The organism is Pseudomonas sp. S2_E01 (assembly GCF_054668365.1).
The window spans coordinates 1,585,989-1,611,441 of the sequence record NZ_CP162762.1; the positions used below are offsets into that span (position 1 = coordinate 1,585,989).

Below are 25,453 nucleotides of genomic sequence, written 5' to 3' on the forward strand. Positions count from 1 at the left end.
CGAGGTTTTAAAGGCACGTGATGGACCTGTTTCGCAGCGCCCCGATTGCTCAGCCCCTGGCCGCCCGCCTGCGTGCGGCTAACCTGGACGAGTACGTCGGTCAGGAGCACGTGCTCGCTCGCGGCAAGCCCTTGCGCGAGGCGCTGGAACAGGGTGCGCTGCACTCGATGATCTTCTGGGGGCCGCCCGGCGTGGGCAAGACCACCCTGGCGCGGTTGCTGGCGGAAGTCTCGGACGCGCACTTCGAAACCGTCTCGGCAGTCCTGGCCGGGGTGAAGGAAATCCGCCAGGCGGTGGAAATCGCCAAGCAGCAGGCTGGCCAGTACGGCAAGCGCACCATTCTGTTCGTCGATGAGGTGCACCGCTTCAACAAGTCGCAGCAGGACGCATTCCTGCCCTATGTCGAAGACGGCACGCTGATCTTCATCGGCGCCACCACTGAAAACCCCTCGTTCGAACTCAACAACGCGTTGCTGTCTCGGGCGAGGGTCTATGTGCTCAAAAGCCTCGACGAAACCGCGTTGCGCAAACTGGTGCAACGTGCGCTGACAGAGGAGCGCGGGCTGGGCAAGCGTCACCTGACGATCAGCGACGAAGGTTTCCAGATGCTGTTGTCCGCGGCTGATGGTGATGGTCGGCGTCTGCTCAACCTGCTGGAAAACGCTTCGGACCTTGCCGAGGACGACAGCGAGATCGGCGTCGACTTGTTGCAGAGCCTGCTTGGCGACACCCGTCGACGTTTCGACAAGGGCGGCGAGGCGTTCTATGACCAGATTTCTGCACTGCACAAATCGGTGCGTGGCTCCAACCCCGATGGCGCACTGTACTGGTTTGCGCGGATGATCGATGGCGGTTGCGATCCGTTGTACCTTGCCCGGCGTGTAGTGCGCATGGCCAGTGAAGACATCGGCAACGCCGACCCGCGTGCACTGAGCCTGTGCCTGGCGGCCTGGGACGTGCAGGAGCGCCTCGGCAGCCCGGAAGGCGAGCTGGCGGTGGCTCAGGCCATCACCTATTTGGCTTGTGCACCAAAGAGCAACGCGGTGTACATGGGTTTCAAGGCCGCGATGCGCAGTGCTGCCGAACACGGCTCGCTTGAAGTGCCTCTGCATTTGCGCAACGCGCCGACCAAACTGATGAAGCAACTGGGTTACGGCGACGAGTACCGCTACGCCCATGACGAACCGGATGCCTACGCGGCCGGCGAAGACTACTTTCCCGAGGAGCTTGAGCCGCAACCCTTCTATCAACCCGTGCCACGCGGCCTGGAATTGAAGATCGGCGAGAAGCTCAATCACCTCGCACAACTGGATCGAATGAGCCCAAGGCAGCGGAGAAAATAGTGGTCCCATTGATCGTTGCGGTGTCCGTCGGCGGGATGGCCGGTACTTTATTGCGCTTCGCCACCGGCAATTGGATCAATGCCAATTGGCCGCGGCACTTCTATACCGCGACGCTCGCCGTTAATATCGTCGGCTGTTTGCTGATCGGCGTTTTATACGGCCTGTTTTTGATACGCCCGGAAGTACCGATCGAGGTACGCGCCGGGTTGATGGTCGGCTTCCTCGGGGGGCTGACGACTTTTTCGTCCTTTTCACTGGATACGGTGCGCCTGCTGGAAAGCGGGCAGGTGCCGCTGGCCCTGGGCTATGCTGCCATCAGCGTATTCGGCGGGCTGCTCGCCACGTGGGCTGGCCTGTCCTTGACCAAACTTTGATAACGAGAGACCGACATGCTCGATTCCAAACTGTTACGTAGCGATCTTCAGAACGTAGCGGACCGCCTGACCTCCCGTGGCTACACGCTGGACGTTGCGCGCATCGAAGCGCTGGAAGAACAGCGCAAGACCGTCCAGACCCGCACCGAAGCACTGCAGGCTGAACGTAATGCGCGCTCCAAATCCATCGGTCAGGCCAAGCAGCGCGGCGAAGACATTGCGCCGTTGATGGCGGACGTCGAGCGCATGGCCAATGAATTGAGTGCCGGCAAGGTCGAGCTGGACGCGATCCAGACCGAACTGGACTCGATCCTGCTGGGCATCCCGAACCTGCCGCATGAATCCGTGCCGGTCGGTGCTGACGAAGAGGGCAACGTTGAAGTGCGTCGCTGGGGGACACCAACGGCGTTTGATTTCCCGGTGCAAGACCACGTCGCACTGGGCGAAAAGTTCGGCTGGCTCGACTTCGAGACCGCTGCCAAGCTGTCCGGCGCACGCTTCGCCCTGTTGCGCGGCCCGATTGCCCGCCTGCACCGCGCCCTGGCGCAGTTCATGATCAACCTGCACGTCACCGAGCATGGCTACGAAGAGGCCTATACGCCGTATCTGGTCCAGGCTCCGGCGTTGCAAGGCACCGGCCAGTTGCCGAAATTCGAAGAAGACCTGTTCAAGATCGGTCGCGAAGGCGAAGCCGACCTGTACCTGATCCCGACCGCCGAAGTGTCGCTGACCAACATCGTGGCCGGCGAAATCGTCGATGCGAAACTGCTGCCGATCAAGTTCGTTGCTCACACGCCGTGCTTCCGCAGTGAAGCGGGCGCCTCGGGTCGCGATACCCGCGGCATGATCCGCCAGCACCAATTCGACAAGGTCGAAATGGTACAGATCGTCGAGCCGGGCAAATCCATGGAAGCGCTGGAAGGGCTGACCGCCAACGCCGAGAAAGTCCTGCAACTGCTGGAACTGCCTTACCGCACCCTGGCGCTGTGCACCGGCGACATGGGTTTCAGCGCGGTCAAGACCTACGATCTGGAAGTGTGGATTCCGAGCCAGGACAAATACCGCGAAATCTCGTCGTGCTCCAACTGCGGTGACTTCCAGGCCCGTCGCATGCAAGCGCGCTTCCGCAATCCGGAAACCGGCAAGCCTGAGTTGGTACATACCCTCAACGGTTCCGGCCTCGCGGTCGGTCGTACCCTGGTGGCGGTGCTGGAAAACTACCAGCAGGCCGACGGTTCGATCCGCGTGCCGGACGTACTGAAACCGTACATGGGTGGCCTCGAGGTCATCGGTTAAATGGACTATCTGCCGCTGTTTCATAACCTGCGCGGCAGTCGTGTGTTGGTCGTCGGCGGGGGGGAGATTGCCTTGCGCAAGTCCCGCCTGCTGGCCGATGCCGGTGCGCAGTTGCGGGTGGTTGCACCTGAAATCGAATCACAGTTGCGCGAACTGGTCGCCGGCAGCGGTGGCGAGTGCCTGTTGCGTGGTTATAGCGAAACGGATATGGACGGTTGTGCGCTGATCATCGCCGCCACCGACGACGAACCGTTGAACGCACGGGTTTCCGCCGACGCCCACCGGCGTTGCGTGCCGGTCAACGTGGTGGATGCGCCTGCGTTGTGCAGCGTAATTTTCCCGGCGATCGTCGATCGTTCGCCGTTGATCATTGCCGTGTCCAGCGGTGGCGATGCGCCGGTGCTGGCGCGACTGATCCGCGCCAAGCTGGAAACCTGGATTCCTTCGACCTACGGTCAACTGGCCGGCCTGGCAGCGCGTTTTCGCAATCAGGTCAAGGGCTTGTTCCCGGATGTGCAGCAACGCCGGGCGTTCTGGGAGGACGTGTTCCAGGGGCCGATTGCCGACCGCCAACTGGCCGGGCAGGGTGCCGAAGCCGAACGCCTGTTACAGGCGAAGATCGCCGGTGAAGCGCCAGTGGCCACGGGTGAGGTCTATCTGGTGGGGGCGGGGCCGGGTGATCCCGACCTGCTGACTTTCCGTGCGCTACGTCTTATGCAGCAGGCCGATGTGGTGTTGTACGACCGCCTGGTGGCGCCGGCAATCCTTGAGCTGTGCCGTCGAGACGCCGAGCGCGTCTACGTCGGCAAACGCCGCGCCGATCACGCGGTGCCTCAGGATCAGATCAACCAGCATCTGGTGGACCTGGCCAAACAGGGCAAGCGCGTGGTGCGGTTGAAGGGCGGTGATCCGTTCATCTTCGGCCGTGGCGGTGAAGAGATCGAAGAGCTGGCGGCTCAGGGCATCCCGTTCCAGGTTGTGCCGGGCATTACGGCGGCCAGCGGTTGTGCGGCGTATGCGGGGATACCGCTGACGCATCGTGATTACGCGCAGTCGGTGCGGTTCGTCACTGGGCACCTCAAGGATGGCACCACCGACCTGCCGTGGGCCGACCTGGTCTCGCCTTCGCAGACCCTGGTGTTTTACATGGGGCTGGTGGGCTTGCCGGTCATTTGCGAGCAGTTGATCCAGCACGGTCGCGCGGCCGATACCCCGGCGGCGTTGATCCAGCAGGGCACCACCACCAACCAGCGGGTGTTTACCGGCACCCTGGCCAACCTGTCGGAAATGGTGGCAGAGCATGAAGTGCATGCGCCGACGCTGGTGATTGTTGGGGAAGTCGTGCAGTTGCGCGAGAAGCTGGCGTGGTTTGAAGGGGCGCAGGCGCAGGTCTGACCGCGTCGAGCCCGTCGCGGGCAAGCCCGCTCCTACAGATGCGCCGCTGCACCTGTGGGAGCGGGCTTGCCCGCGATGCTTTTAACAATCTCATGCCCTGCGCCAAACCCCTTTGCCACTCAATCGCGCCCGGTCATGAGCCCCGGTGAAGTCCTGCTCCGGACCTTTGGGTACTACACCCGTCGGGTTGATGGTTTTGTGGCTGCCGTAGTAGTGATTCTTGATGTGGGTGAAATCCACGGTCTCGGCAACGTCTGGCCACTGGTAGATTTCCCGCAGCCAGTTCGACAGGTTCGGGTAATCGGCAATGCGCCGCAGGTTGCATTTGAAGTGTCCGTGGTACACCGCGTCAAAACGGATCAGCGTGGTGAACAAGCGGATGTCGGCTTCGGTCAGGTATTGGCCGGCCAGGTAGCGATTGGCGCCGAGCAGTCCTTCCAGGTAATCCAGTTCTGCGAACAATCCATCGAAGGCGTCTTCGTAGGCCTGTTGCGAGGTGGCGAAGCCTGCGCGGTACACCCCGTTGTTCACCGCAGGATAAATCCGCTCGTTCAGTGCAGCGATCTCGCCGCGTAGCGGGGCGGGGTAGAAGTCCAGGTCATTGCCCGTCAGATCGTCGAAGGCGGTGTTGAACATGCGGATGATCTCCGCCGATTCATTGCTGACGATGCGGTTTTGTTGCTTGTCCCACAATACCGGTACGGTCACGCGGCCGGTGTAGTCGGCGGTGTCGGCGGTGTAGCGCTGGTGCATGAAGTCAAAGTGATCGAGCTTGTCGCCGGTGGAGCCGAGTGTCTGGTCGAAGGTCCAACCGTTTTCGAGCATCAGCCAACTGACCACGGAGACATCGATCAGGTCTTCCAAGCCTTTGAGTTTGCGGAGGATCAGCGTGCGATGGGCCCAGGGACAGGCCAGCGAAACGTAAAGGTGGTAACGACCGGCCTCGGCGGCAAAGCCACCCACACCGCTCGGGCCAGGTTGGCCGTCAGCGGTCACCCAGTTGCGTCGCTGAGCCTGTTCACGCTGGAAGGTGCCGTCCTTGCTGCTTTCGTACCACTTGTCCTGCCATTGACCTTCTACGAGCAAACCCATGTCCACGACTCCTCAAACCAATATTCATTGGAGAGGATTCTATTCCTATAGGTTCGATAAAAAAGCGCAAATCGTAGACAGTTATTATCGATTAAATCGATTTGTCTCGCGCATCCCAGTAGCGGTTGGCGGTTTCGAAAGCGTGTTCGCGAGTTTGACCGAGGCCACGCAAGGCCAGGGCCATGGTCGAAATCAGCGCCATTTGCGGGTAACTGTCGACCACATCGCCGCGCCACACGGCCTTGAGGTGCTCAGGGTCCAGCGCGGCCGGCTTGACGTGGCGCTGGGTCGACAACTGCGGCCACTCCTCGTCCCAGTTTTCGCCAGCGGTCGTGCCGTACAGGTGGCTGTCGGCATCCGGATTGATTTCGATCTCGCCACCGTCGCCCTTGATCACAATGGCGGTGTCGCCGAGCAAACGGCTGGCCTCGCGGTGCACGGCCTGGTAGCCGGGGTGGAAAATGCTTTGCAGGCCACATCGGGCGGCCAACGGGTTCAGGAGGCGCGCCAGGGAATGGATCGGCGAGCGCAAACCCAGGGTATTGCGAAGGTCGATCATGTGCTGCAGCTGCGGTGCCCAGTCCATCAACGGCATGAACGCCAGGCCGCCGTGATCCAGCGCGGCACCCACTTGCTGCCAGTTGCGGCACAACGGGATGTTCAGCGCCGCCAGCAGTTGCTCGCTGTACAGCCGCCCGGCCGTGTGGGCGCCGCCGCCATGCATGAATACCCGCAGGCCATTGTGTGCCAGACATTTGGCCGCCAGCAGGTACCATGGCAGATGACGTTTTTTGCCGGCGTAGGTCGGCCAGTCCAGGTCGACCGCAAGTGATGGCGCCTGCAAGCGCTCGCGCAAGGCTTCGGTGAATCCGGCCATTTCTTCCGCGCTTTCTTCCTTGTGCCGCAAGAGCATCAGGAAGGCGCCGAGCTGTGTTGGCTCGACCTGTTCGTCGAGCACCATGCCCATGGCTTGGCGGGCTTCTTCGCGAGTCAGGTCGCGGGCGCCGCGCTTGCCTTTGCCCAGTATCCGCACGAACTGGGCGAACGGGTGCTCGGCGGGCGTTTCGAGGGTCAACGCTGGGTAGTCGGTCATAGGCAATTCGTCGGTTTGGGCAGGCCCGCCAGTTTCGCGGCGAGTTTGGCAGGGGTGCCTTTGAACAGGCGGTTCAGGTGCAGGCTGTTGCCTTTGTCCGGGCCGAGTTTCAAGGCGGTGTATTTGATCAGCGGACGCGTGGCCGGAGACAACTGGAATTCGGCGTAGAAGGCGCGCAACAGCTCGAGGACTTCCCAGTGCTCGGGGCTCAACTCGATGTCTTCGGCGGCTGCGAGGGCACTGGCGACTTCAGCGGACCAGTCGCCAAGCTCGACGAGGAAGCCGTCCTTGTCCAGTTCGATGGCGCGGGCGCCGACGGTCAGGGAATTCATAGCCAACTGTTGACCTTGTCGTAGTGCAGCGACAACTCGACGAAGGCCGGGTAATCGATGGCCCGGGCGTCGGCGGGAATGTCCAGGGCGCGGGCCTGGGCGTCCTCGGCGAGTACGTACAGCGTCGGTGCGCGGGCGCTCAGTGCGTTGAAGGGAGCGGTGGCAGGTTGCAACGCATACACCGCGTCGCCCGTCAGCAGCAACGCATCGTTGGCACCGATAAGGCGCAGGCAACCGTTCAGGCGATCGTCGCCGAACGGAGAGTGAGACAACACATGCAAAGTCGACATCAGAGGGTGATCACCTGGTCGTAACGGTCAATAAGAGCGGTGATTTCAGCGGCGTTCAAGGCTTGGACTTCCTCAAACGCCAGACTTGACGGGGCCAGGCCTCGTTCGGTGGCGCTGTCGCTACAGACGAACAGCTCATCGACGCCGAACATCGGCAAGGCCTGCAAATTGGCGCTCAAGTCTTTCTGTTGCAGGGCCTTGGCGTCCTGTTTAGACGCCAGTTGAAACACGCCATCATCCAGAAACAGCAGGCCGATCGGCAGGTCGAATGCGCCGCCGGCCAATACGATATCCAGCGCTTCGCGGGCGCTCGGTCCGGACCAGGGGGCCTGGCGACTGACAATCAGCAAGGATTTGGGCATGTCACGCGCCTCCAAAACAGATCAGGCGGTCGGCGTCCTGCACTGCATCATGCAACTGACCGAGGCCGGACAGTTCCCAGGGGGCGTCCACGGCGGCGGCTTCGCGTTGATATCGTGTCGCTTCTTCGGCATTGAGCACCCCACGACGCAGGGCGGCGGCGATGCACACCACACCGTCTAACTGACGCTCGGTGACGAAGTTACGCCATTGTTTGGGCAAGTCCTGTTCGTCCTGGGGTGTGACCACGCTGCCGGAGGCGTTGTAGACGCCGTCCTGATAGAAAAACAGCCGGACAATCTCATGCCCCCCCGCCAGCGCAGCCTGGGCGAACAGCAAGGCACGGCGCGAGGAGGGCGCGTGGGCGGCGGAGAATACGGCGATGGCGAACTTCATGGTGAACTCGATCTGCGGAACTGCGGCCATGATAAAGCTTTATCGGGGGGAGGGGCCAAGTGTTCGCTGGGGACCTTGTTGGATTCATCGCGGGCAAGCCCGCTCCCACAGGGGATTTGTGATCGCCATGATTACCGAGGCATATACCCCAACTGCCACCGCCGGGGAATCTGCAGTGACACCACCCCCAGCACTCCCGCCAGCACGCCGCTGGCAAACAACGCCTGGAGCCCGAATTGATGTTCCAGCAGGGCGCCCAGCACCGCGCCGGCGAACATCCCGGTCCAGGGCACCAGTTGCACGCGCCAGCCGTTACGGCGTTCACCCAGCAACCAGCGTCCCAGACCGCGACCGAAGCGCGACAGGGCGCCGGTGACGTAGGTCAGGCCCACCGGCAGGCCGTTCACTTGCTCGACGGCGGCGTTGAGCATGCCCATGGCGATAATCGCTGCCAGCAGCGCCGGCAGTTGCTCGTCATAGGGCCAGCCTGCCGCCGTGCACAGCAACAGGGCGATGCACAACAGCAACGGCAGTGCGCGTCGTCCGCCGATACGGCTGACCAGAATGCCCAAGGCATTACCGATGACAAAGGTGGCTACCACGACCAACAGGCGAAGGGTCAGACCAAGGTCGCCGTCGCTGATGGCCACGGCAAGGCGGGTCGTGTTGCCGCTCATGAAGGAGACAAAATCGCCGCTCGCCATGAAACCGATTGCGTCGGTCATGCCGGCCAGGACCGAGAGGGCGGCCACCAGGGTCAGGCCGACGCGTCCGCGCCATTTTTGCGTGTGCAGGTGCCCAGGGCTGGCATGGGCGGTGGTGGACGAAGGCAGCATCGTCGGCAGACTCCTTGGACGGCGAGGGTTAAGGTTTCAGTCCATACAACTCGCAATACTCCAGCCAGTCCATCCCGGCCATTTCAGCGACTTCACGATGCACATTCAGGCGCTGGGCTTCGTAGTCCTGGGCTGTTGCCGCCGTCAGTTGCAGGGTCAGCTCCCAGGCAAAAAGGCCCAGGCGTTCGGCTTCGGCCTCGAAGGCTTCATGCAAACGCTCCTCACGAAACTGCGCCTGGGTTTCGCCCTTGGCCTGGGCCAGCAATGGGTTGAGGTTGTCCAGTTCGATGCGCAACTCGGGGCGCTCATCGAGAAACCGTTCCAGCGCCTGCTCGTGTTGCTGTTCCGGTGTCGCCATGGTCGCTCCTTGAATATGGGGGGCATGCACTAAAGCAGAACGATACACCCACCCACGGTGATACAGTCGGCTTTTTCCTGATGAGCACATGCAATGCGAATACTGATGGTGGCCCTGGCCGCAACATTGCTGGCCGGATGTGCCGGTTCGGTAATGGAAAATGCCCGTAACGGTGCGCCGAATAAAATCCTGAGCTCTGACAAGCCGGAAAAAGTCGTCGCCCAGTGCGTGCAGTTCTCCTGGCAGGACGAAGCCGTCTTCGGTGTCGATGCTGGCGCCTACCTGGAGCCGGGCATGCGGGGAGGTTCGACCGTTTACACGCGCTCGGCGGAGTCCTTTGTCGACATTCGCGAAGATGCGTCCGGGACGGCGTTGAACTACTACACGCAAAAGGATGACTTTGTCGCCAAGCGCCGGTTGGCGGCATTGGCGACGTGCCTGTGATGTCCTGACCACCCCGGTTCACCTTTTGTGGGAGCGGGCTTGCTCGCGAAAGCGGTTTGTCAGTCGATACGCTGTTTGCTGAACCACCGCATTCGCGAGCAAGCCCGCTCCCACACGGCGGACAATGGTTTGCCTCAGGCTTGAGTCAAACGCTTCTGGAAAAAATGCCGCCTATGTCCCGGCGGGTAGTCCACGATCTCACCCAGCTCGCTGTATCCCAGCTTCTGGTAAAACGCCGGTGCCTGGAAGCTGAAGGTGTCCAGCCAAATCCCCACGCATTCCTTCTCGTGCGCCAGGTCTTCGGCCATGCGCATCAGCTTCGAACCCATGCCGTCGCCTCGGGCCTGTTCCGGCACCGAGAGCAATTCGATAAACAACCAGCGATAGAAAAACCGGCCATACAAACCGCCGAGGATTTCGCCCTGCTCATCGCGTACCAGCAGCGCCAGCAGTTCCGATTTGCCGTCTCCGGCCTGTGCGACGTTGTAGGCCCGCAGCGGGGCGAGGATCGCCTCGCGATCTTCCGGAGTGGGGTCTTGCTTGTGTTCAATGATCAAGGTCATCAGCTATGTCCTTATGGCAGAGCCGCGAGCGTATCGGGGTTGTGGAAATTGGTCCATCCCTTGAGGAACCGTCGTCATCGCGTCGCTGTCTAGCTCCCTGAGCGTCATTTCAGAACGCGGCCGATGAGGATTGCCATGAATATTTTTGAAGCCTTGCGCGAAAGTCACGAGCGCCAGCGCACCTATGCCAAGGCGCTGATCGAGACCAGCGGTGACACGCCGGAGCGCGTCGAAGCCTATAAGCAATTGAAGGCCGAACTGCAGGCCCATGAAACCGCCGAGGAACGGCACTTTTATATCCCGTTGATGCAGTTCGACAACGGCGTGGACCTGAGCCGCCACGCTATCGCCGAACATCACGAAATGGACGAGATGATGGAAGAACTCGACGAGACCGAAATGTCCAGCCCGGCCTGGCTGGCAACGGCGAAAAAACTCAGCGACAAGGTCCATCACCACCTCAAGGAAGAAGAGCAGAAGTTTTTTCAGATGGCGGGCAAGCTGCTTGATGACAAACAGAAGGAAACGCTCGCCGGGCAGTATCAGAGGGAATATGAGGCACAGCTTTCATGATGCGTTCGGGCCGATTAGGATGAGCGTTTTCCCGACGCAAAAAGGACGTTCTGTCATGCCCGACACCGCCGAACGGGTCAACATCATCGAGTCTCAGGTGTTGTCTCACGATTGGTATCTGCTGAAGAAAATTACCTTCGATTACCAGCGCAACAACGGCGAGTGGCAACGCCAGACGCGTGAGGTCTACGATCGCGGCAATGGCGCCGCGATCCTGCTGTTCAACCGGGAAAAGCGCACCGTGGTGCTGACGCGGCAGTTCCGCTTGCCGGTGTTTGTCAACGGCCACGATGGCTTGCTGATCGAAGTGGCGGCCGGTTTGCTCGATGGCGCCTCGCCCGAAACGCGTATTCGCGAGGAGGCCGAGGAAGAGACCGGTTATCGCGTGCACCATGTGCAAAAAGTGTTCGAGTCTTACATGAGCCCCGGTTCGGTCACGGAGAAACTGCACTTTTTCATTGCCGAATACGATGCCGCGTCCAAGGTCAGCGAAGGTGGCGGGCTGGAAGAAGAAACCGAAGAACTGGAAGTGCTCGAATGGTCATTCGATGAGGCGCTGCAGGCATTCGAACGCGGCGAGATCTGCGACGCGAAGACCATCATGCTGTTGCAGTATGCGGCGATGAAAAACATCTTCGCCTAAGTAGCGATACCCCGATCCCCTGTAGGAGCGACGCCTCGACAGGCTCGCTCCTACAGTAGCCAGAAACCTTCGAGTTTCAGCAACAACTCCTTGGCCGCAAGCCCCCCTGCAAACCCGGTCAATTTCCCCGACGCCCCGATCACCCGATGGCACGGCGCGATGATCGATATGGGGTTCCGGCCATTGGCCGCACCCACTGCACGCACCGCACTCGGGTGGCCGATCTGTTCGGCTATCTGGCTGTAGCTGCGGGTTTCACCGAACGGAATCGTTAGCAACGCCTGCCACACCTTTTTCTGGAAATCGGTTCCGCAGAACTCCAGTTCCAAGTCGAAGCGCTGGCGACTGCCGGCAAAATACTCAGTCAATTGTTGCCGTGTGCTCACCAGGATCGGCAGGTCGGGCGCTTGGCACATCGTTCCGAGGCGAACCCGGTTGGGTTTGTCGTTTTCCCAGAGGATGGCCGCCAGTCTCGAACCGTTCGCGACCAGGGTCAGTTCGCCCACTGGCGAGGTCATGGTGGTGCAGGTGAAAGTCATGCCGGGGTCTGCGCCCAAGAGCTGAACAAGGTGCAAGCATACTGCCTGATCGGGGAGGCGCAATACGCAATCCCGACCATACTTGCCTCTGCTCTTGAAGCGCTGTCCTCTGCTGGATGCAGAGCCTGAAAACAAGAAGAGACCGACCCATGAAGTTCGAACCTTTTGCCAAATCGCTCATTGCGACCTCCCTGGCGCTCTCCTGCCTGACTAGCTACGCAGCCTCCGTTGCCCCGGTCGCGGCCGAAAACGGCATGGTGGTGACTGCCCAGCACCTGGCGAGCCATGTCGGCGTAGACGTACTCAAGAACGGTGGCAACGCCGTCGATGCCGCCGTCGCGGTCGGTTATGCGCTGGCGGTGGTCTATCCCGCAGCCGGTAACCTGGGCGGCGGCGGTTTCATGACCATACAACTGGCGGATGGCCGCAAGACCTTCCTCGACTTCCGCGAAAAGGCGCCTCTGGCCGCGACCGCCGACATGTACCTGGACAAGGCCGGTAACGTGGTTCCCGAGCTCAGCACCCGCGGCCACCTGGCCGTCGGTGTTCCGGGCACGGTCTCTGGCATGGAGCTGGCGCTGAGCAAGTACGGGACCAAGCCGCGCAAGGAAGTGATCGCCCCGGCGATCAAGCTGGCCGAAGACGGTTTTGTACTGGAGCAGGGCGATGTCGATCTGCTCGAAACCGCCACCGACGTGTTCAAGAAAGACATGAAGGATTCCGGCGCGATTTTCCTGAGCGACGGAGAGCCGATGCAGGTCGGGCAAAAGCTGGTGCAGAAGGATCTGGGCAAGACCCTGCGGGAAATTTCCGAGAAGGGCGCCGACGGTTTCTACAAGGGGTGGGTGGCCGATGCCCTCGTCACGTCGAGCCAGGCCGGCAAGGGCATCATCACCCAGGCTGACCTCGATAAGTACAAGACCCGCGAGCTGGCCCCGGTGGAGTGCGACTATCGTGGTTACCACGTGGTCTCTGCGCCACCGCCCAGCTCCGGCGGAGTGGTGATCTGCGAGATCCTCAACATCCTCGACGGCTACCCGATGAAGGATCTGGGGTACCACTCGGCGCAGGGCATGCACTATCAAATCGAAGCGATGCGGCATGCGTACGTGGATCGCAACAGCTACCTCGGCGACCCGGATTTCGTGAAGAACCCGATCAGCCATCTGCTGGACAAAAACTACGCGACCAAAATCCGCGCAGCCATCAATCCGCAGAAGGCAGCGGTGTCCAGCGAACTCAAGCCAGGCGTCGCGCCGCATGAGGGCAGCAACACCACCCATTACTCGATCGTCGACAAATGGGGCAATGCGGTCTCGGTCACCTACACCCTCAATGACTGGTTTGGCGCCGGAGTGATGGCGAGCAAGACCGGGGTGATTCTCAACGACGAAATGGACGACTTCACTTCGAAGATCGGTGTGCCGAACATGTACGGCCTGGTGCAGGGCGAGGCCAACGCTATCGCGCCCGGCAAGGCACCGCTGTCGTCCATGAGCCCGACCATTGTCACCAAGGACGGCAAAGTGGTCATGGTCGTCGGTACACCGGGTGGCAGCCGCATTATCACCGCGACCTTGCTGACCATGCTCAACGTCATCGACTACGGCATGAACATCCAGGAAGCGGTCGACGCGCCGCGCTTTCACCAGCAGTGGTTGCCGGAAGAGACCAACCTCGAGACGTTCACCACCAGCCCGGATACGGTGAAGCTCCTCGAAAGCTGGGGACACAAGTTCGCCGGTCCCCAGGATGCCAACCACGTGGCGGCAATTCTGGTGGGCGCGCCTTCGCTGGAGGGCAAACCGGTGGGCAAAAACCGTTTCTACGGGGCCAACGATCCTCGACGCAACACCGGGTTGTCGCTCGGCTACTAGGGGCTTGTCAGAACAGGAGGACAGATCTATTTTCTGTCCTCCTGCACACCGACATCACAAGGAAGGCACCATGACCAGCGCATTGTTAATCATCGACGTCCAGCAGGCACTCTGCTCGGGCGAGTACGAGTGTTTCGAGATCGCGCGTGTCATCGACTCCATCAACGACCTCAGTGCACGCGCCCGCACGGCGGGGGTTCCCGTGGTCGTGATTCAGCACGAGGAACCGGACGGGCCACTCGTCCATGCGGCCGACGGTTGGCAACTGGCTACGGGGTTGGACGTCTCGCCACAGGACGCCCGCGTGCGCAAGACCACCGGGGATTCGTTCTACCAGACCAGCCTGCAGAAGTTGCTGCCGGTCCAGGATTTCGATCGGCTGGTAATTTGTGGCTTGCAGACCGACTACTGCGTCAACGCGACCGTACGTCAGGCATTGAAACTGGGATATGACGTGGTGCTGGCGTCGGACGCCCACTCAACCGTCGACAACGGCAACCTGACGGCCGAAGACATCATTGCCGAGCACAACAAGGACCTGGCGCATCTGACCGGGTCGGTGGCGCGGATTGATGTGGTGCCGACGAGCCGTATTGTTTTCTAGCCGCGGTGTCCGAGTTGGCTGCATCGCGAGCAGGCAATGACAATCCACAGCCGAACATCAGCCTCATCTACGCTCAACACTTGGTGGAGACCGCATTCATGGATATCCAGATTCATCGCGCCGACGCCACCCACCTCGACGATGTTGCCCAACTGTTCGACGCCTATCGAGGTTTCTATGGCCAGCCCTCGAACCTCGGACAGTCGCGGCACTTCATCGCCGAACGCATGGCGCGGGATGAATCAGTGATCTTTGTTGCCCAGGACGGGCAGGGATTGGGGCTAGGCTTCGTGCAGTTGTTCCCGACTTTTTCATCGATCGAGGCGCATCGCACCTGGCTATTGGGCGATCTGTTCACCGCACCCGAGGCTCGGGGTCGGGGCGTGGCCAGGCAATTGATGAACACGGCCCGCGACTTTGCGTCGCTGACGGGGGCCAAGGGCATGACGCTGGAAACCGCCACCGATAACCACACGGCGCAAAAGCTCTACGAGTCCCTGGGCTACGTGCGCGACACGGGCTACTACACCTATTGCCTGGATCTGAAGCAGGGTTGATCACTGCTCCGGCAAATTCCAGCGATCGCGCCACTGCGCGTATTGCGCCTCGGGCATTTGCACCAGCAGCGGTGATTGGCGCGGGTCCAGCCATTCGAACAGGCGCGCGATGTCCGCCTGATCCATGGCCGTGCAGCCCGCCGTCGGTGAGGTCGGGCTACGCCAGATGTGGAAAAAGATGCACGAACCCGAAGCGGGAGTGGCAGGGGTGTTGTGCTCGATGACGATGCCCTGGCGATAGCCGGCCTCGCTGCGCATCTGTTCCGAGCTGGCCCAGTCCCGTGTGGCTTTCGCGCCGTCGAGCACTTGGTTGTAGCTTCGGGATTGGCTGTCGTCGACGCATTCGGTGGTGGGCGTCAGGGCGAGGTAGGGCAGTCGGGTGGCGGCGGTGGCGTCGAAGCCAAAGGCCGTCCCGAGTTTGAACATCCCGGCTGGCGCTTTTCCATCGCCCTCTTTCTTGACCGGGGCGTCGCCCGGATCGGCGCTGATCAGGCCTTTGCCCCAGGCCAATCCGTTTTTCCCAAGCACCACCGCGAAGGCCTCACCGTATTTGCGAAAGCCTGTGCCATCGCGCTCATAGCGTTGGGCGATGCCCTGGATATCGTTCCAGGTTTTGCTCGTGACCACGATGAGTTGCCCGCTCGTGTCGAGTGCTGTGCGGGCGTCGAGCGGCGTGATCGGGAAGTCCATGACCTCGCCGGGCGCACCGTTGCGGGTATAGGAGAAGTGCCACCACTCCTTTGAGTAACCGGCGAAACCTTCTTTTTCCATGGCCGTGCCCAGGCGCTGGCGATTGTCCCTGGCCGTGGCATTGATCACCGGGTTGGCGGTGTGGGTGCGCTCGTCGAAACAGTCGAACCCGGTGCCCATGTCGAGCGCGCCGTCCTGCCAACGCTGCCCGTAAGGCGCGGTGCAATCAACTTGCGTTGCAGCGGGTGTCCAGGTTGCCGCGGGCAATGCCTTGGGTCCGACCAGGGTCAAGTCCACGGTCGAACCACGGGAATGGTTCGACACCCGCGCTACATAGCCCAGGCGCCAGAAGTCCTGTTTATCCACGCGGGGGTAGAACTCGGCCTTCAGCGGATCGCCCGGTTCCGTGGCGAAGCGGCCCATGTCAGCGACTGCGCGCGTCGGTCGATAGCAGTCGAACACCTTCAAACTGTAACCCTGTGCGCGCAGCGACGCCTGCACGCGGGCGAGGGCGTTGGCCGTGTCCAGCGTCAGCAGGCATTCGGCTGCGTTGTACCCATCAAGGGGATGACCGGTGAAATTGTGAGCGCCGGCGTAGCGCATGTCCTGTTCGATGGTCGGATCGATCGCGCGCAGATAGACCATGTGGTCCGGTCGCTGCTCGGCATGGGCCGTGGCGACCAGGCACAGCAGCGGCAGTGATTGCAGCCAGGGGCGGGTGAGGGTGGGCAAAAGGCGCATGCGGACGTCTCCTGGCTGTGTTCGATCGATCAGGTCGGTTGTGGCGCCTGTTCACCGAACACCGGCCTGAAGAAACTGCGCTCGTAGCTGAGGATGCACTTGGTGTCTTGCGCGTATTGGAAGGCCGCGATGCACTCGGGGTCCTTCATGGAATCCTGGCGGTATTGCTCGTAGGCCGCAAGGCTGGGGAAGCTGAACATCGCCAGGGCGATATTGTTGGCGCCTTCGGCGGGCAGGAAGTAACCGTGATGCTGGCCGCCAAATTTCTCGACCAGGGGAATCCACAGCTTGCCATAGTGTTCGAAGGCTTCGATCTGGTAAGGGTCCAGGACGTATTTCAGGTAGCAGGTGATCATGTTTTCACGTTCTTCCATGGGCAGGCACACGATGACGGCGGGAGCAAAACTGCCGAGTCGTCGCACCGTCGCGATGATCGTCAACGATAACACGCGATTGCGCGAAGCCGCGGCGCTCGCTGGGTCATCGCCACGGTTCGACAGGCTCACTCCCACGCTGGCTAGCGTTGAACCCAGTGCGCCGAAGCAAGACTCCGACTAATTTCCATCGGCAACCTTGCGTTCAATTTCATCCGTCTTGCGTTTGAGTTCCTCGGCGTCCTGTTCCTTGGTGCGGGTCGACGTCGGCGTGATGGTTTTATCGACGCCTTCAGTGGCATCGTCCGGGTCGCGCAAGTCTCGTTCAACCACGTTGACCGGCTTGCCTGAAGTGTCGGTCGGCGGCGCATTGTCGGGTGATGGGGGCTGTCGTGTGTTGTCGTTCATGTCTCGTTCCTCCGTTGGCCTACACATTGGATGCGGGGGCCAACGGTGAGTTCGAGTTTTTTTGCCGGTTTGCAGCGCCGGCGTCCGCGGCGGGATCATCCGCTTGCTGCCGGTCGATTCGAACGCCGACGCAAAACGCAGCAGCGCCGAGTCATCGTAGGCACGCCCGGCGAACGTCAGCCCGACCGGCATACCGATGTCCGCCATGACGCCCATTGGTACGGTGACCGTTGGAACACCCAGGTGACGGATGGCGAGGTTGCCGTTGGCGACCCAGACGCCGTTGCTCCACGCGATGTCGGCGGCGGCCTCGTCGATGTCGGCGTTGGCCGGTGCTACGTCGGCTACGGTCGGGAACAGCACCGCGTCGAGGCCCAGCCGGTCCATCCAGTCTTCCAGGTCAATGCGACGGGTCTGCTCTAGGCCTCGCAGGCCGTCCGGAACTGTGCTGATCTGGTCCCACGGCGTGATGCCGCGTTCGGCCATACGCACATATTCGTCCATGCCCGCCGCCAGGTCGCCTTCACGGTTGGGCAGGGTGCCGGGGTCGTGGGGGAAAATCAGCGAACCGTCGACGTCCACCAATCGGTTGAGTTTTGGATCGCCGTTGGCCTTCAGGAAGTCGTCGAATGCCCAGGCCGTCAGGTCCCACAATTCGTGGTGCAGGAATTCCTTGGACACCAGGCCGCGGGTGAACACCGTCGGTGCGCCGGGGCGGTCGCCCTCGCAGTTGGACACCAGCGGGAAATCCACTTCGATGACTTCAGCGCCGGCCGCTTCAAGCGCCTTGCGCGCCGCTTCCCAAAGTGCAATCACCGAGGGGCGGGTGTTGATGCGCTGGCCGGTCGGCCCACCGATGCCCGGTGCTTCGCTGGTGCCGGCTTCAGGGTCGGCGTTGATGAACATGCGCGGCACGCCGAGGCGTCTGCCGGCCAGTGCATCGGCCTTCACCGCCAGTTCGGCGTAGGAGGCAGGGCGCACCGAGGCAACGCTTGGGATCGGCACCCAGGGTTGCAGACGCCACAGATCGCCGCGGGTGTCGGAGTCTTCAGCGACGACGATGTCCAGTACTTCGAGCAAGTCAGCCATGGTCCGGGCGAACGGCACGACCACGTCCATGGTCGGCGTCAGCGGCCAATTGCCGCGCACCGAGATGACCCCGCGCGAAGGTGTGTAGGCGCAAAGTCCGTTGTTGGATGCCGGGCCGCGACCGCTCGACCAGGTTTCTTCCGCCAGGCCGAACGCCGCGAAGCTGGCAGCGGTGGCGGTGCCAGCGCCGTTCGAAGAACCGGAAGCGAACGGGGCGGTGAGGTAGCCTGCGTTATACGGGCTCTCCGCACGGCCATAGACCCCGCGTTGCATGCCACCGTTGGCCATGGGCGGCATGTTGGTCTTGCCCAGGCAGATTGCCCCGCCAGCGCGCAGCCGTTCGATGGTGAACGCATCGCGGTAGGCGATCAGGTTGGCGAAGGCCGGGCTGCCGGACGCGGCGGTCAACCCTTTGACCAGGTAACTGTCCTTGGCTGTGTAGGGAATGCCGTCGAGCGGACCCAACGTTTGACCTTGCGCGCGACGGGCATCCGAGGCTTTCGCTTCCTTTATGGCGTCGGGGTTGCGCACCACCACCGCGTTAAGGGCCGTCGGGGTGTCGGCGCCGTCATAGGCGTCCACGCGGGCAAGATAGGCCTCGACCAACTCTACCGCCGTGGTCTGCCCGGACTCGAGCGCCGCGCGCAGTTCGGCAATGGAAACCTCGGTGACCTCGAACATGTTGGTACCGCCGTTTATCGATAATGAATGGGGGATGCGCGGCATGGTAAGCCGAATAGGCAGGCGCTGCCAGATGGCGGGGCAGGGTTTGACCTGATACCCATCAGCCGTTTCCTGCGTTAAGGTATGCGCCGCCCGAGAGATGGATCCCGGGCGTTTACCTATGGAGTGACATTGTGAATTATCTGAGTAAAGTGCTTGCCGTTTCCTTGTTCGGCGTGGTTCTCGCCGGCTGCACCGGCGCACCGATGAAGACCCAGCATTACGACGCCAGCCAATACACTGTCGTTGGCCACAGCGAAGCCAGCGCCACCGGCCTGATGCTGTTCGGTCTCATCCCGATTCGCCAGAACAGCCGTTTCGTCCGTGCACAACAGGCGGCGATCCAGGCCAAGGGCGGCGACGCACTGATCAACACCCAGGTTGAAGAAAAGTGGTTCTGGGCCTGGGTCCTGAACGGCTACACCACCAAGGTGTCCGGTGATGTGATCAAGCTGAAAAACGTTCAGTAAGCGCATTGGCTCGCCGCGCGGCGAGCACGCTTGAGCGTTGATTCACGAAAAAGCCCCGCAGGCTCATGCTTGCGGGGCTTTTTCATTGCACCGCTGAACCTGAACGAGCTTTCTCGCGAACGAATGCCCGGACAACGCGGGCCGTCAGGCAGCCTGCGTCATCGTTGACGACTATCGCGAATAAATTCGCTCCTACAGTTCACCCGCCCATCAAACCCCCGCCTGCTTGTTCAACGCCGCCTCTGCCGCAGCGATTTCCGTTTGGCGCTTGACGATCAGGTCGCCTGTTGGCGGGCCCTGGAAGCGCCGGGCTTCGAAGCCGAACCAGACGATGGCGGTCAGCACCAGGAAGCCGATGGTGATGTACAGTGCCCAGTCGTTGGGAGGCTGGATGCCGATGACGAAAATCACCACCATCGAGATGATCGAGAGCAGGGAAAACAGCGTGTACAACCCGCGCCCCATGTTCCACGGCCCCATGGTCGGCCACTTCGCGGTGCCGTAGGCAAACAGGCCCAGGACAATAGGGATGATGAACGAGAAGAACAGGAAGATCACCGTGCACGAGACGACGATGGTGTAGACCGGCGTCTCGCCAATGGAGATCACCGACGATCCCCAGTCGAACAGCACTGCCAGTGTGGCACCGGTCCAGATCGCTGCCACCGGGCTGCGGAAGGTCGGGGACACCGACGACAGGGCTTTGGAGCAGGGCAGGCCGCCGTCACGGGAGAACGCGAAGATCATGCGCGACACCGAGGTCACGGTCGCCAGCCCGCACAGGAACTGCGAGACGAAAATTGCCACGTACAGCGCGAACTTGACGTTGGGATTGACCTGGGTGTCCATGGCCCAGAAGAACACGTTCCAGCCTTGTTTGGCCGCATCGTCCATGTTCGGCAGCATCAGCACGAACGAGCTGAGCATTACCCAACCGAACAGCAGCGACCAGATCACCGACATGACCATGCCCTTGGGCACCGACATGGCAGCGTTGCGGGTTTCTTCGGAGGTATGCGCAGACGCGTCGTAACCGGTGATGGTGTAGATCGGCAGCAGCAGGCCGAGCATGAAAACCCAGCTGTTGGAGACTTCTGGCCATACGCCGCCACCCGCCGCACCTGAATAGTTGCCGAACGTCCACAACCGCACGAATTCATAACTGGGTGCCGAGATCAGGCAGACGATGGTCAGCGCCAGCGCCGTGGCAAAAATCAGGTAGCCGGAAAAGTCGGTGAGCTTGGCGGTCAGGCCGATCCCCAGGTGGTTGCACAACGCCTGGATGCCGGTGAGGATCGCCAGGAAAATGACCCTGACCGTGGTGGTGTCTTCCATGCCGAGCGCCGGTCCGAACGCGCCGAAAAAGAAGTAGTAGGTGCCGACGTTGATCGCGCCGAGAACGGTGACCAGCCCCAGCAGATTGAACCAGGCCGTCAGCCAGCCGGTGAAGCGGTTCCCAAGAATCGAGCCCCAGTGATAGAGCCCGCCAGCAGTCGGGTAGGCTGAGGAAATTTGCGCCATGGCCAGGGCGAACACCCCGGAGATCAGGCAACCGATGGGCCAGCCAATACCGATCGATGCGCCCCCGGCACCCGACGTGCCCTGGGCCAGCGAGTTGATGCCACCGGAGAGGATGCAGATGATCGAAAAGGAAATCGCGAAATTGGAAAACACGCCCATCCTTCGCGAAAGTTGCTGGGCGTAGCCCATGCTGTGCAGCGCTTTGACATCCTCGTCGTGAGTGTCGGCGCTGGGCTGGCTTGCTGGGTTCATGCGGTGTACCCCTTGAGGTTTGATCAAGCCATTGGCGTGTGCGCAATGGGCTGGCCTTCAACACCTTGTCGTACTGCTCCGTTACAACCGTTATTGCCCTGGATCTACACGCGGCCCTGATAAGCCGCGGTAAAAATACGGGTGGCGCCATCCTTGTTCAGGGGCAGCGGATTGCCGCCGGCCGAGGGGTCGACGATAGCCATGTCTGCGATCAGTTCCACCTGCCGGTCATCGACGCCCAGCGCGTGCAACGTGTGTGGCACGCCGATGTCTGCGCGTAACTTGAGGACAAAATCCAGGAAGCTGTCGAAGCCGGGGGAAGGCAGGCCCAGGTAAGCGGCGAGGCGGGCGATGCGCTCCTCGATGGCCGAGCGATTGAATTGCAGCACATAGGGCATGAACACGGCATTGGTCATGCCGTGGTGCGTGTCGTACAACGCGCCCACCGGATGCGACAGAGCGTGCATGCCACCCAGGCCTTTCTGAAACGCGGTGGCGCCCATCGCGGCGGCGGCGAGCATTTGCGCACGCGCCTCTAGATCATCAGGTGTCTGCACCGCACGTTGCAGGGCGGTGGCCACCAGGCGCATGCCTTCGACGGCAATGCCGTCCGCCAGCGGATGAAAACCAGGGGCGCAGTAGGCTTCCAGGCAATGGGAGAGCGCGTCCATCCCGGTGCCAGCGGTGATTCTGGTCGGCATGCCAACCGTCAGCGCCGGGTCGCTGATGACCACCTGGGGCATCATTTTCGGGTGAAAGATGATGCGTTTGGTGTGGGTGCTTTCTTCGATGATCACCGCCGCGCGACCGACCTCGGAGCCGGTCCCCGCCGTGGTGGGCACCGCGATGATCGGAGCGATGCGACTGGCGTCGGCGCGGGTCCAGTAGTCGCCGATGTCTTCGAAATCCCAAACCGGTCGGCTCTGGCCACTCATGAAGGCGATGAGCTTGCCCATGTCCAGGCCGCTGCCGCCGCCGAAGGCGACCACGCCATCATGATTGCCGCTGGCCCAGGCCTTGAGTCCGCCGGCCAGATCGGCCGAGACCGGATTGGCTTTGAGGTCACAAAACAGCGCGGCGCCCAGGCCAGCGGCGCGCATGGCATCCAGTGCGGCGAGGGTGATCGGTGCCTGGCCCAGGCCCCGGTCGGTCACCAGCAGCGGACGCTCGATGCCCTGGCTGCGGCAGATGGCGGGCAGCTCCGCGATACGACCGACACCGAAGCGAATGCTGGTGGGGTAGTTCCAGTTTCCAGTCAGGCTCATGCTCTACACCTCGTGGCGCAGATGGAAGGATTTGGGTCGGGTCAGGTGCTCGTAGCCGAGGTTCGATAAGGTGGCGCCGCGCCCGCTGTGCTTGACCCCGGTCCAGGCCAGTGCCGGGTCAAGGTAGTCGCAACGGTTCATGAACACAGTGCCGGTGGCGATCTGGTTGCCCACGTGTTCGGCGGCGGCAGGATCCTGGGTCCAGATCGAGGCGCTGAGCCCGAATTCGCTGTCGTTCATCAACCGAACCGCTTCGTCGTCACCGGTGACCGACATGATGCCGACCACCGGTCCGAAGCTTTCTTCGCGCATCACTGACATCTCGTGGTTCACGTCCACCAGCACCTGGGGTGCGAGGTAGGCGCTGCCCGGCACATCAGGGGGGAAATCGCTGGCGTTAATCAAGGCCCTGGCGCCCTGGGCCTGCGCAGCCTTGATCTGGCCGCGGACGAAATCGGCGGCAGCCGGAGAAACCAGCGGCCCCAGCGTCGTCGCTTCCTCCAGCGGATTGCCCAGCACGTACTGGCGCGTCAGCTCGGCGAAGCGTGCGATGAACGCCGGGTAAATGGCCTGGTCGACGTAGATGCGCTCGATGGCGCAGCAGCTTTGTCCGGAGTTGAAAAAGCTGCCATCCACCAGATTCTCCACCGCGTGTTCAAGGTTGGCGTCGGCGCGCACATACGCGGGGTCCTTGCCGCCCAACTCCAGGCCCACACCGATGAAGCGGCCGACAGCGGCGGCTTCAATGGCCTTGCCGGCTGGCACGGAACCGGTGAAATTGACTTGGTGCACACGGCCCGAGCCAATGATCTGTGCGGTCATCGCGTGGCTGAGCAACAGGTTGTGAAACAAGCCTTGCGGCAGGTTCGCCCGGCGAAAAGCCTCGGCAAAGCGTTCGCCCACCAACAGGGTTTGCGAGGCGTGCTTGAGGATCACGCTGTTGCCGGCCATCAGTGCCGGGATGATCGTGTTCACTGCCGTCAGGTACGGATAGTTCCAAGGCGCGACCACCAGCACCGTGCCCAGTGGTTCGCGTTTGATGTAACGGCCGAACCCGGCGATGGGCGCAGGTTCCACTGTCGCCAGCGCCTGTGGGGCAATCGCGATCATGTGCCGTGCCCGTTCGGCAAAACCGCGCAGCTCGCCAGCACCATAACGCACTGGACGCCCCATCTGCCACGCCAGCTCCGGCACGATGTCGGCTTGCATTTTCAGCATTGCCTCGACTGCGGCGCTGCACAGCGCGGCGCGTTCGCCCAAGGGCCGGCGCTGCCAGTCGAGCTGGGCGATTTGCGCGGCCGCCAATGCCTGCTCGACCTGTGACGCGTCGGCACTCTCGCGCTCGACATAGACCCGGCCATCCACCGGGGAAATGAGCTCAATCTTCGCAGTCATGGTGATCTCAATAGCGCTCGAAGCCGCGCTGCAGTTCCCAGTCGGTGACACGGCGGTCGTACTCTTTCTGCTCCCATTCGGCGGTGTGCACGTAGTGCTCGACCACTTCATCTCCGAAGGCCTGGCGCAACATGTTCGAGCCCTTGAGCGCGGCGCAGGCCTCGCGCAGGGTTTTCGAGACTTCCGGCGAGTGTTCGTCGGCGTAGGCATCGCCTTCGAAGGGGGCTGCGAGTTCGAGCTTTTCGTCGATACCGGCCAGGCCCGCCGCGATGAGTGCGGCGAAGGCCAGATAGGGGTTGAGGTCAGCACCGCCGATGCGGCACTCGATGCGGATGGATTTGCTCTCTTCGGCGCACAGGCGAAAGCCGGCAGTGCGGTTGTCCCGGCTCCACACCGCGCGGGTGGGCGCGAACGTGCCGGCCTGGAAGCGTTTGTACGAGTTGATGTAGGGCGCGAGGAAACAGGTGATGTCGTTGGCATACTTGAGCTGGCCGGCCACCCAGGACCGCATCAGTTTTGACATGCCGAATTCGGCCTTGGCCTCGAAGAACAGCGGCTTCTTGCCGTTCTTGTCCCACAGCGAATTATGGATGTGGCTGCTGGACCCGGCGGCGTCATAACGCCACTTGGCCATGAAGGTGATCGCCTTGCCCTGGGCATCGGCGATCTCCTTGCAGGCGTGCTTGATGAGCACGTGGTGGTCAGCCATGGTCATCGCGTCGGCGTAACGGATGTTGATCTCTTCCTGTCCCGGGCCCCATTCACCCTTGGAGTTTTCCACCGGGATGCCCGAGGCTTGCAGGTGCTTGCGAATGGCGCGCAGCACGGGCTCCTCGCGGGTGGTCTGGAGGATGTTGTAATCCTCGATGTAATGGCCAGCGGTTTTCGGATGACGGTAATTGCGTTGGTGGATCGCGTCGTAGCTTTCGTCGAACAGGTAGAACTCCAGCTCCGAGGCGAACATGCCGGTGTAGCCGCGCTCGCGCAGGCGCTCGACCTGGCGCTTGAGGATCGCCCGGGGGCTGTGGGGCAAATCCTGGCGATGGTGATGATCGAGTACATCGCACAGCACCAGCGCCGTACCTTCCAGCCACGGCACGCGGCGCAGGGTGGCCATGTCGGGCTTGAGCACGAAGTCGCCATAACCCTTGCTCCAACTGGCGGCGGCATAGCCGGGCACCGGCTCCATGTCGATGTCGTCGGCCAGCAGGTAGTTGCAGCAGTGGGTTTCCTGATAGCCGCTGTCGATGAAAAACTCGACCTGGAATCGCTTGCCAACGAGCCGTCCCTGCATGTCGACCATGCAAACCAGGACGGTATCGATATCACCTGCGGCGGCAGCGCGCTTGAGCGCGTCAAAACTGAGATGGGGCTCGGTCATCACGTCATTCCTGCGTGAACAAGTTGGGCCTGTCTGAGGTAGCTGTTGCAGACGCTCTCCAGAAAAACCACAACCCTGCAGAAGCGAGCATCGTGAGCAATAAGCTGCTCACAGCTTAGCCTGCTTTTGCATGACGCAAGTTGTGACGCGCAAAAAGACGCGGGGCTGAGCGGGGCAAC

The 25,453-nt window shown here is 61.9% G+C and carries 27 protein-coding genes and 1 pseudogene; 11 read left to right on the forward strand and 17 right to left on the reverse strand.

Features of this window, described 5'->3' with window-relative positions; translation table 11 throughout:
• The first annotated feature begins 20 nt into the window (after window positions 1-20).
• The 4 genes from AB4O36_RS07230 to cysG are packed head-to-tail and all read left to right on the forward strand — an operon-like array spanning window position 21 to window position 4,408.
• Window positions 21-1,343 carry a replication-associated recombination protein A gene (locus tag AB4O36_RS07230; protein ID WP_460141345.1) on the forward strand — a complete coding sequence of 441 codons (1,323 nt, stop codon included), beginning with the start codon at window positions 21-23 and terminating at the stop codon, window positions 1,341-1,343.
• Window positions 1,343-1,717, forward strand: coding sequence for a fluoride efflux transporter CrcB (crcB, locus tag AB4O36_RS07235; RefSeq protein ID WP_460122902.1), 375 nt, complete (start codon window positions 1,343-1,345; stop codon window positions 1,715-1,717). The genes AB4O36_RS07230 and crcB overlap by 1 nt, the downstream gene beginning before the upstream one ends.
• A gap of 15 nt (window positions 1,718-1,732) precedes the next feature.
• A complete protein-coding gene (gene serS / locus AB4O36_RS07240) occupies window positions 1,733-3,013 on the forward strand; it encodes a serine--tRNA ligase (RefSeq protein WP_460122905.1) in 1,281 nt (426 codons plus the stop codon).
• Window positions 3,014-4,408, forward strand: a complete 1,395-nt coding sequence (gene cysG / locus AB4O36_RS07245) for a siroheme synthase CysG (protein WP_460122908.1) — start codon at window positions 3,014-3,016, stop codon at window positions 4,406-4,408. It abuts the gene before it with no gap.
• Between the two features lie 90 nt (window positions 4,409-4,498).
• On the opposite strand, the gene AB4O36_RS07250 is transcribed toward cysG, so the two are convergent.
• From AB4O36_RS07250 to AB4O36_RS07285, 8 genes are all read right to left on the reverse strand, one after another.
• Window positions 4,499-5,500 carry a glutathione S-transferase family protein gene (locus AB4O36_RS07250; RefSeq protein WP_460141346.1) on the reverse strand — a complete coding sequence of 334 codons (1,002 nt, stop codon included), beginning with the start codon at window positions 5,498-5,500 and terminating at the stop codon, window positions 4,499-4,501.
• A 91-nt stretch (window positions 5,501-5,591) separates the two neighbouring features.
• Window positions 5,592-6,575: a glycosyl transferase family protein gene (locus AB4O36_RS07255; RefSeq protein WP_460126625.1), complete on the reverse strand. Its 984-nt coding sequence runs from the start codon at window positions 6,573-6,575 to the stop codon at window positions 5,592-5,594.
• A 14-nt stretch (window positions 6,576-6,589) separates the two neighbouring features.
• On the reverse strand, window positions 6,590-6,925 hold the full coding sequence (locus AB4O36_RS07260; RefSeq protein ID WP_460122914.1) for a TusE/DsrC/DsvC family sulfur relay protein: 336 nt from the start codon (window positions 6,923-6,925) through the stop codon (window positions 6,590-6,592).
• Window positions 6,922-7,215: a sulfurtransferase complex subunit TusB gene (gene tusB / locus AB4O36_RS07265; RefSeq protein WP_460141347.1), complete on the reverse strand. Its 294-nt coding sequence runs from the start codon at window positions 7,213-7,215 to the stop codon at window positions 6,922-6,924. Before tusB ends, AB4O36_RS07260 begins: the two co-directional genes overlap by 4 nt.
• Window positions 7,215-7,577, reverse strand: coding sequence for a sulfurtransferase complex subunit TusC (gene tusC / locus AB4O36_RS07270; RefSeq protein WP_460122920.1), 363 nt, complete (start codon window positions 7,575-7,577; stop codon window positions 7,215-7,217). The genes tusB and tusC overlap by 1 nt, the downstream gene beginning before the upstream one ends.
• Window position 7,578: 1 nt before the next feature.
• Window positions 7,579-7,971: a sulfurtransferase complex subunit TusD gene (gene tusD, locus AB4O36_RS07275; RefSeq protein ID WP_460126628.1), complete on the reverse strand. Its 393-nt coding sequence runs from the start codon at window positions 7,969-7,971 to the stop codon at window positions 7,579-7,581.
• A gap of 131 nt (window positions 7,972-8,102) precedes the next feature.
• Window positions 8,103-8,807, reverse strand: a complete 705-nt coding sequence (locus AB4O36_RS07280) for a YoaK family protein (protein ID WP_460122922.1) — start codon at window positions 8,805-8,807, stop codon at window positions 8,103-8,105.
• Between the two features lie 28 nt (window positions 8,808-8,835).
• Complete coding sequence (locus AB4O36_RS07285; protein ID WP_460122925.1) at window positions 8,836-9,165, reverse strand: DUF6388 family protein; 330 nt, start codon at window positions 9,163-9,165, stop codon at window positions 8,836-8,838.
• Between the two features lie 93 nt (window positions 9,166-9,258).
• On the opposite strand from AB4O36_RS07285, the gene AB4O36_RS07290 reads away from it, so the two are divergent.
• The gene (locus AB4O36_RS07290; protein ID WP_460122927.1) at window positions 9,259-9,609 is read left to right on the forward strand and encodes a hypothetical protein; all 351 of its coding nucleotides are present in this window, start codon (window positions 9,259-9,261) and stop codon (window positions 9,607-9,609) included.
• Window positions 9,610-9,743: 134 nt separating this feature from the next.
• Here AB4O36_RS07290 and AB4O36_RS07295 read toward each other — a convergent pair whose 3' ends face one another.
• Window positions 9,744-10,172 carry a GNAT family N-acetyltransferase gene (locus tag AB4O36_RS07295; protein ID WP_460122930.1) on the reverse strand — a complete coding sequence of 143 codons (429 nt, stop codon included), beginning with the start codon at window positions 10,170-10,172 and terminating at the stop codon, window positions 9,744-9,746.
• Between the two features lie 135 nt (window positions 10,173-10,307).
• Here AB4O36_RS07295 and AB4O36_RS07300 point away from each other — a divergent pair, with 135 nt between their 5' ends.
• Window positions 10,308-10,745, forward strand: coding sequence for a hemerythrin domain-containing protein (locus AB4O36_RS07300; RefSeq protein ID WP_460141348.1), 438 nt, complete (start codon window positions 10,308-10,310; stop codon window positions 10,743-10,745).
• A 55-nt stretch (window positions 10,746-10,800) separates the two neighbouring features.
• A complete protein-coding gene (locus tag AB4O36_RS07305; RefSeq protein WP_460122935.1) occupies window positions 10,801-11,388 on the forward strand; it encodes an NUDIX domain-containing protein in 588 nt (195 codons plus the stop codon).
• A gap of 50 nt (window positions 11,389-11,438) precedes the next feature.
• On the opposite strand, the gene AB4O36_RS07310 is transcribed toward AB4O36_RS07305, so the two are convergent.
• Window positions 11,439-11,927 carry a methylated-DNA--[protein]-cysteine S-methyltransferase gene (locus tag AB4O36_RS07310; protein ID WP_460141349.1) on the reverse strand — a complete coding sequence of 163 codons (489 nt, stop codon included), beginning with the start codon at window positions 11,925-11,927 and terminating at the stop codon, window positions 11,439-11,441.
• A 149-nt stretch (window positions 11,928-12,076) separates the two neighbouring features.
• On the opposite strand from AB4O36_RS07310, the gene ggt reads away from it, so the two are divergent.
• The 3 genes from ggt (at window position 12,077) to AB4O36_RS07325 (ending at window position 14,965) form a co-directional block, all read left to right on the forward strand.
• Window positions 12,077-13,804 carry a gamma-glutamyltransferase gene (gene ggt, locus AB4O36_RS07315; protein WP_460141350.1) on the forward strand — a complete coding sequence of 576 codons (1,728 nt, stop codon included), beginning with the start codon at window positions 12,077-12,079 and terminating at the stop codon, window positions 13,802-13,804.
• 70 nt (window positions 13,805-13,874) lie between these two features.
• On the forward strand, window positions 13,875-14,408 hold the full coding sequence (locus AB4O36_RS07320) for a cysteine hydrolase family protein (protein WP_460141351.1): 534 nt from the start codon (window positions 13,875-13,877) through the stop codon (window positions 14,406-14,408).
• Window positions 14,409-14,506: 98 nt separating this feature from the next.
• Window positions 14,507-14,965, forward strand: coding sequence for a GNAT family N-acetyltransferase (locus tag AB4O36_RS07325; protein WP_460122946.1), 459 nt, complete (start codon window positions 14,507-14,509; stop codon window positions 14,963-14,965).
• Here AB4O36_RS07325 and AB4O36_RS07330 read toward each other — a convergent pair whose 3' ends face one another.
• From AB4O36_RS07330 to AB4O36_RS07340, 3 genes and pseudogenes are all read right to left on the reverse strand, one after another.
• Entirely contained in the window at window positions 14,966-16,396 is a 1,431-nt protein-coding gene (locus AB4O36_RS07330) for a M15 family metallopeptidase (protein ID WP_460141352.1), read from the reverse strand. It abuts the gene before it with no gap.
• A 29-nt stretch (window positions 16,397-16,425) separates the two neighbouring features.
• Window positions 16,426-16,752, reverse strand: a complete 327-nt coding sequence (locus tag AB4O36_RS07335) for an NIPSNAP family protein (RefSeq protein WP_460126630.1) — start codon at window positions 16,750-16,752, stop codon at window positions 16,426-16,428.
• A 498-nt stretch (window positions 16,753-17,250) separates the two neighbouring features.
• A pseudogene (locus tag AB4O36_RS07340) lies at window positions 17,251-18,948 on the reverse strand (amidase); the annotation flags it as partial.
• A gap of 176 nt (window positions 18,949-19,124) precedes the next feature.
• On the opposite strand from AB4O36_RS07340, the gene AB4O36_RS07345 reads away from it, so the two are divergent.
• Window positions 19,125-19,460 (forward strand): hypothetical protein, encoded by a 336-nt coding sequence (locus tag AB4O36_RS07345; protein WP_460122958.1) that lies wholly within the window; start codon window positions 19,125-19,127, stop codon window positions 19,458-19,460.
• 210 nt (window positions 19,461-19,670) lie between these two features.
• Here the strand turns inward: AB4O36_RS07345 and AB4O36_RS07350 are convergent, their stop codons facing one another.
• The 4 genes from AB4O36_RS07350 to AB4O36_RS07365 all read right to left on the reverse strand — a co-directional run bounded on the left by AB4O36_RS07350 (window position 19,671) and on the right by AB4O36_RS07365 (window position 25,274).
• A complete protein-coding gene (locus AB4O36_RS07350) occupies window positions 19,671-21,233 on the reverse strand; it encodes an amino acid permease (protein ID WP_460122961.1) in 1,563 nt (520 codons plus the stop codon).
• A gap of 104 nt (window positions 21,234-21,337) precedes the next feature.
• Window positions 21,338-22,498, reverse strand: coding sequence for an iron-containing alcohol dehydrogenase (locus AB4O36_RS07355; protein ID WP_460141353.1), 1,161 nt, complete (start codon window positions 22,496-22,498; stop codon window positions 21,338-21,340).
• A 3-nt stretch (window positions 22,499-22,501) separates the two neighbouring features.
• Window positions 22,502-23,893 (reverse strand): aldehyde dehydrogenase family protein, encoded by a 1,392-nt coding sequence (locus tag AB4O36_RS07360; protein WP_460122967.1) that lies wholly within the window; start codon window positions 23,891-23,893, stop codon window positions 22,502-22,504.
• 7 nt (window positions 23,894-23,900) lie between these two features.
• Window positions 23,901-25,274, reverse strand: a complete 1,374-nt coding sequence (locus tag AB4O36_RS07365; RefSeq protein ID WP_460141354.1) for a glutamine synthetase family protein — start codon at window positions 25,272-25,274, stop codon at window positions 23,901-23,903.
• Window positions 25,275-25,453: the final 179 nt, after the last annotated feature.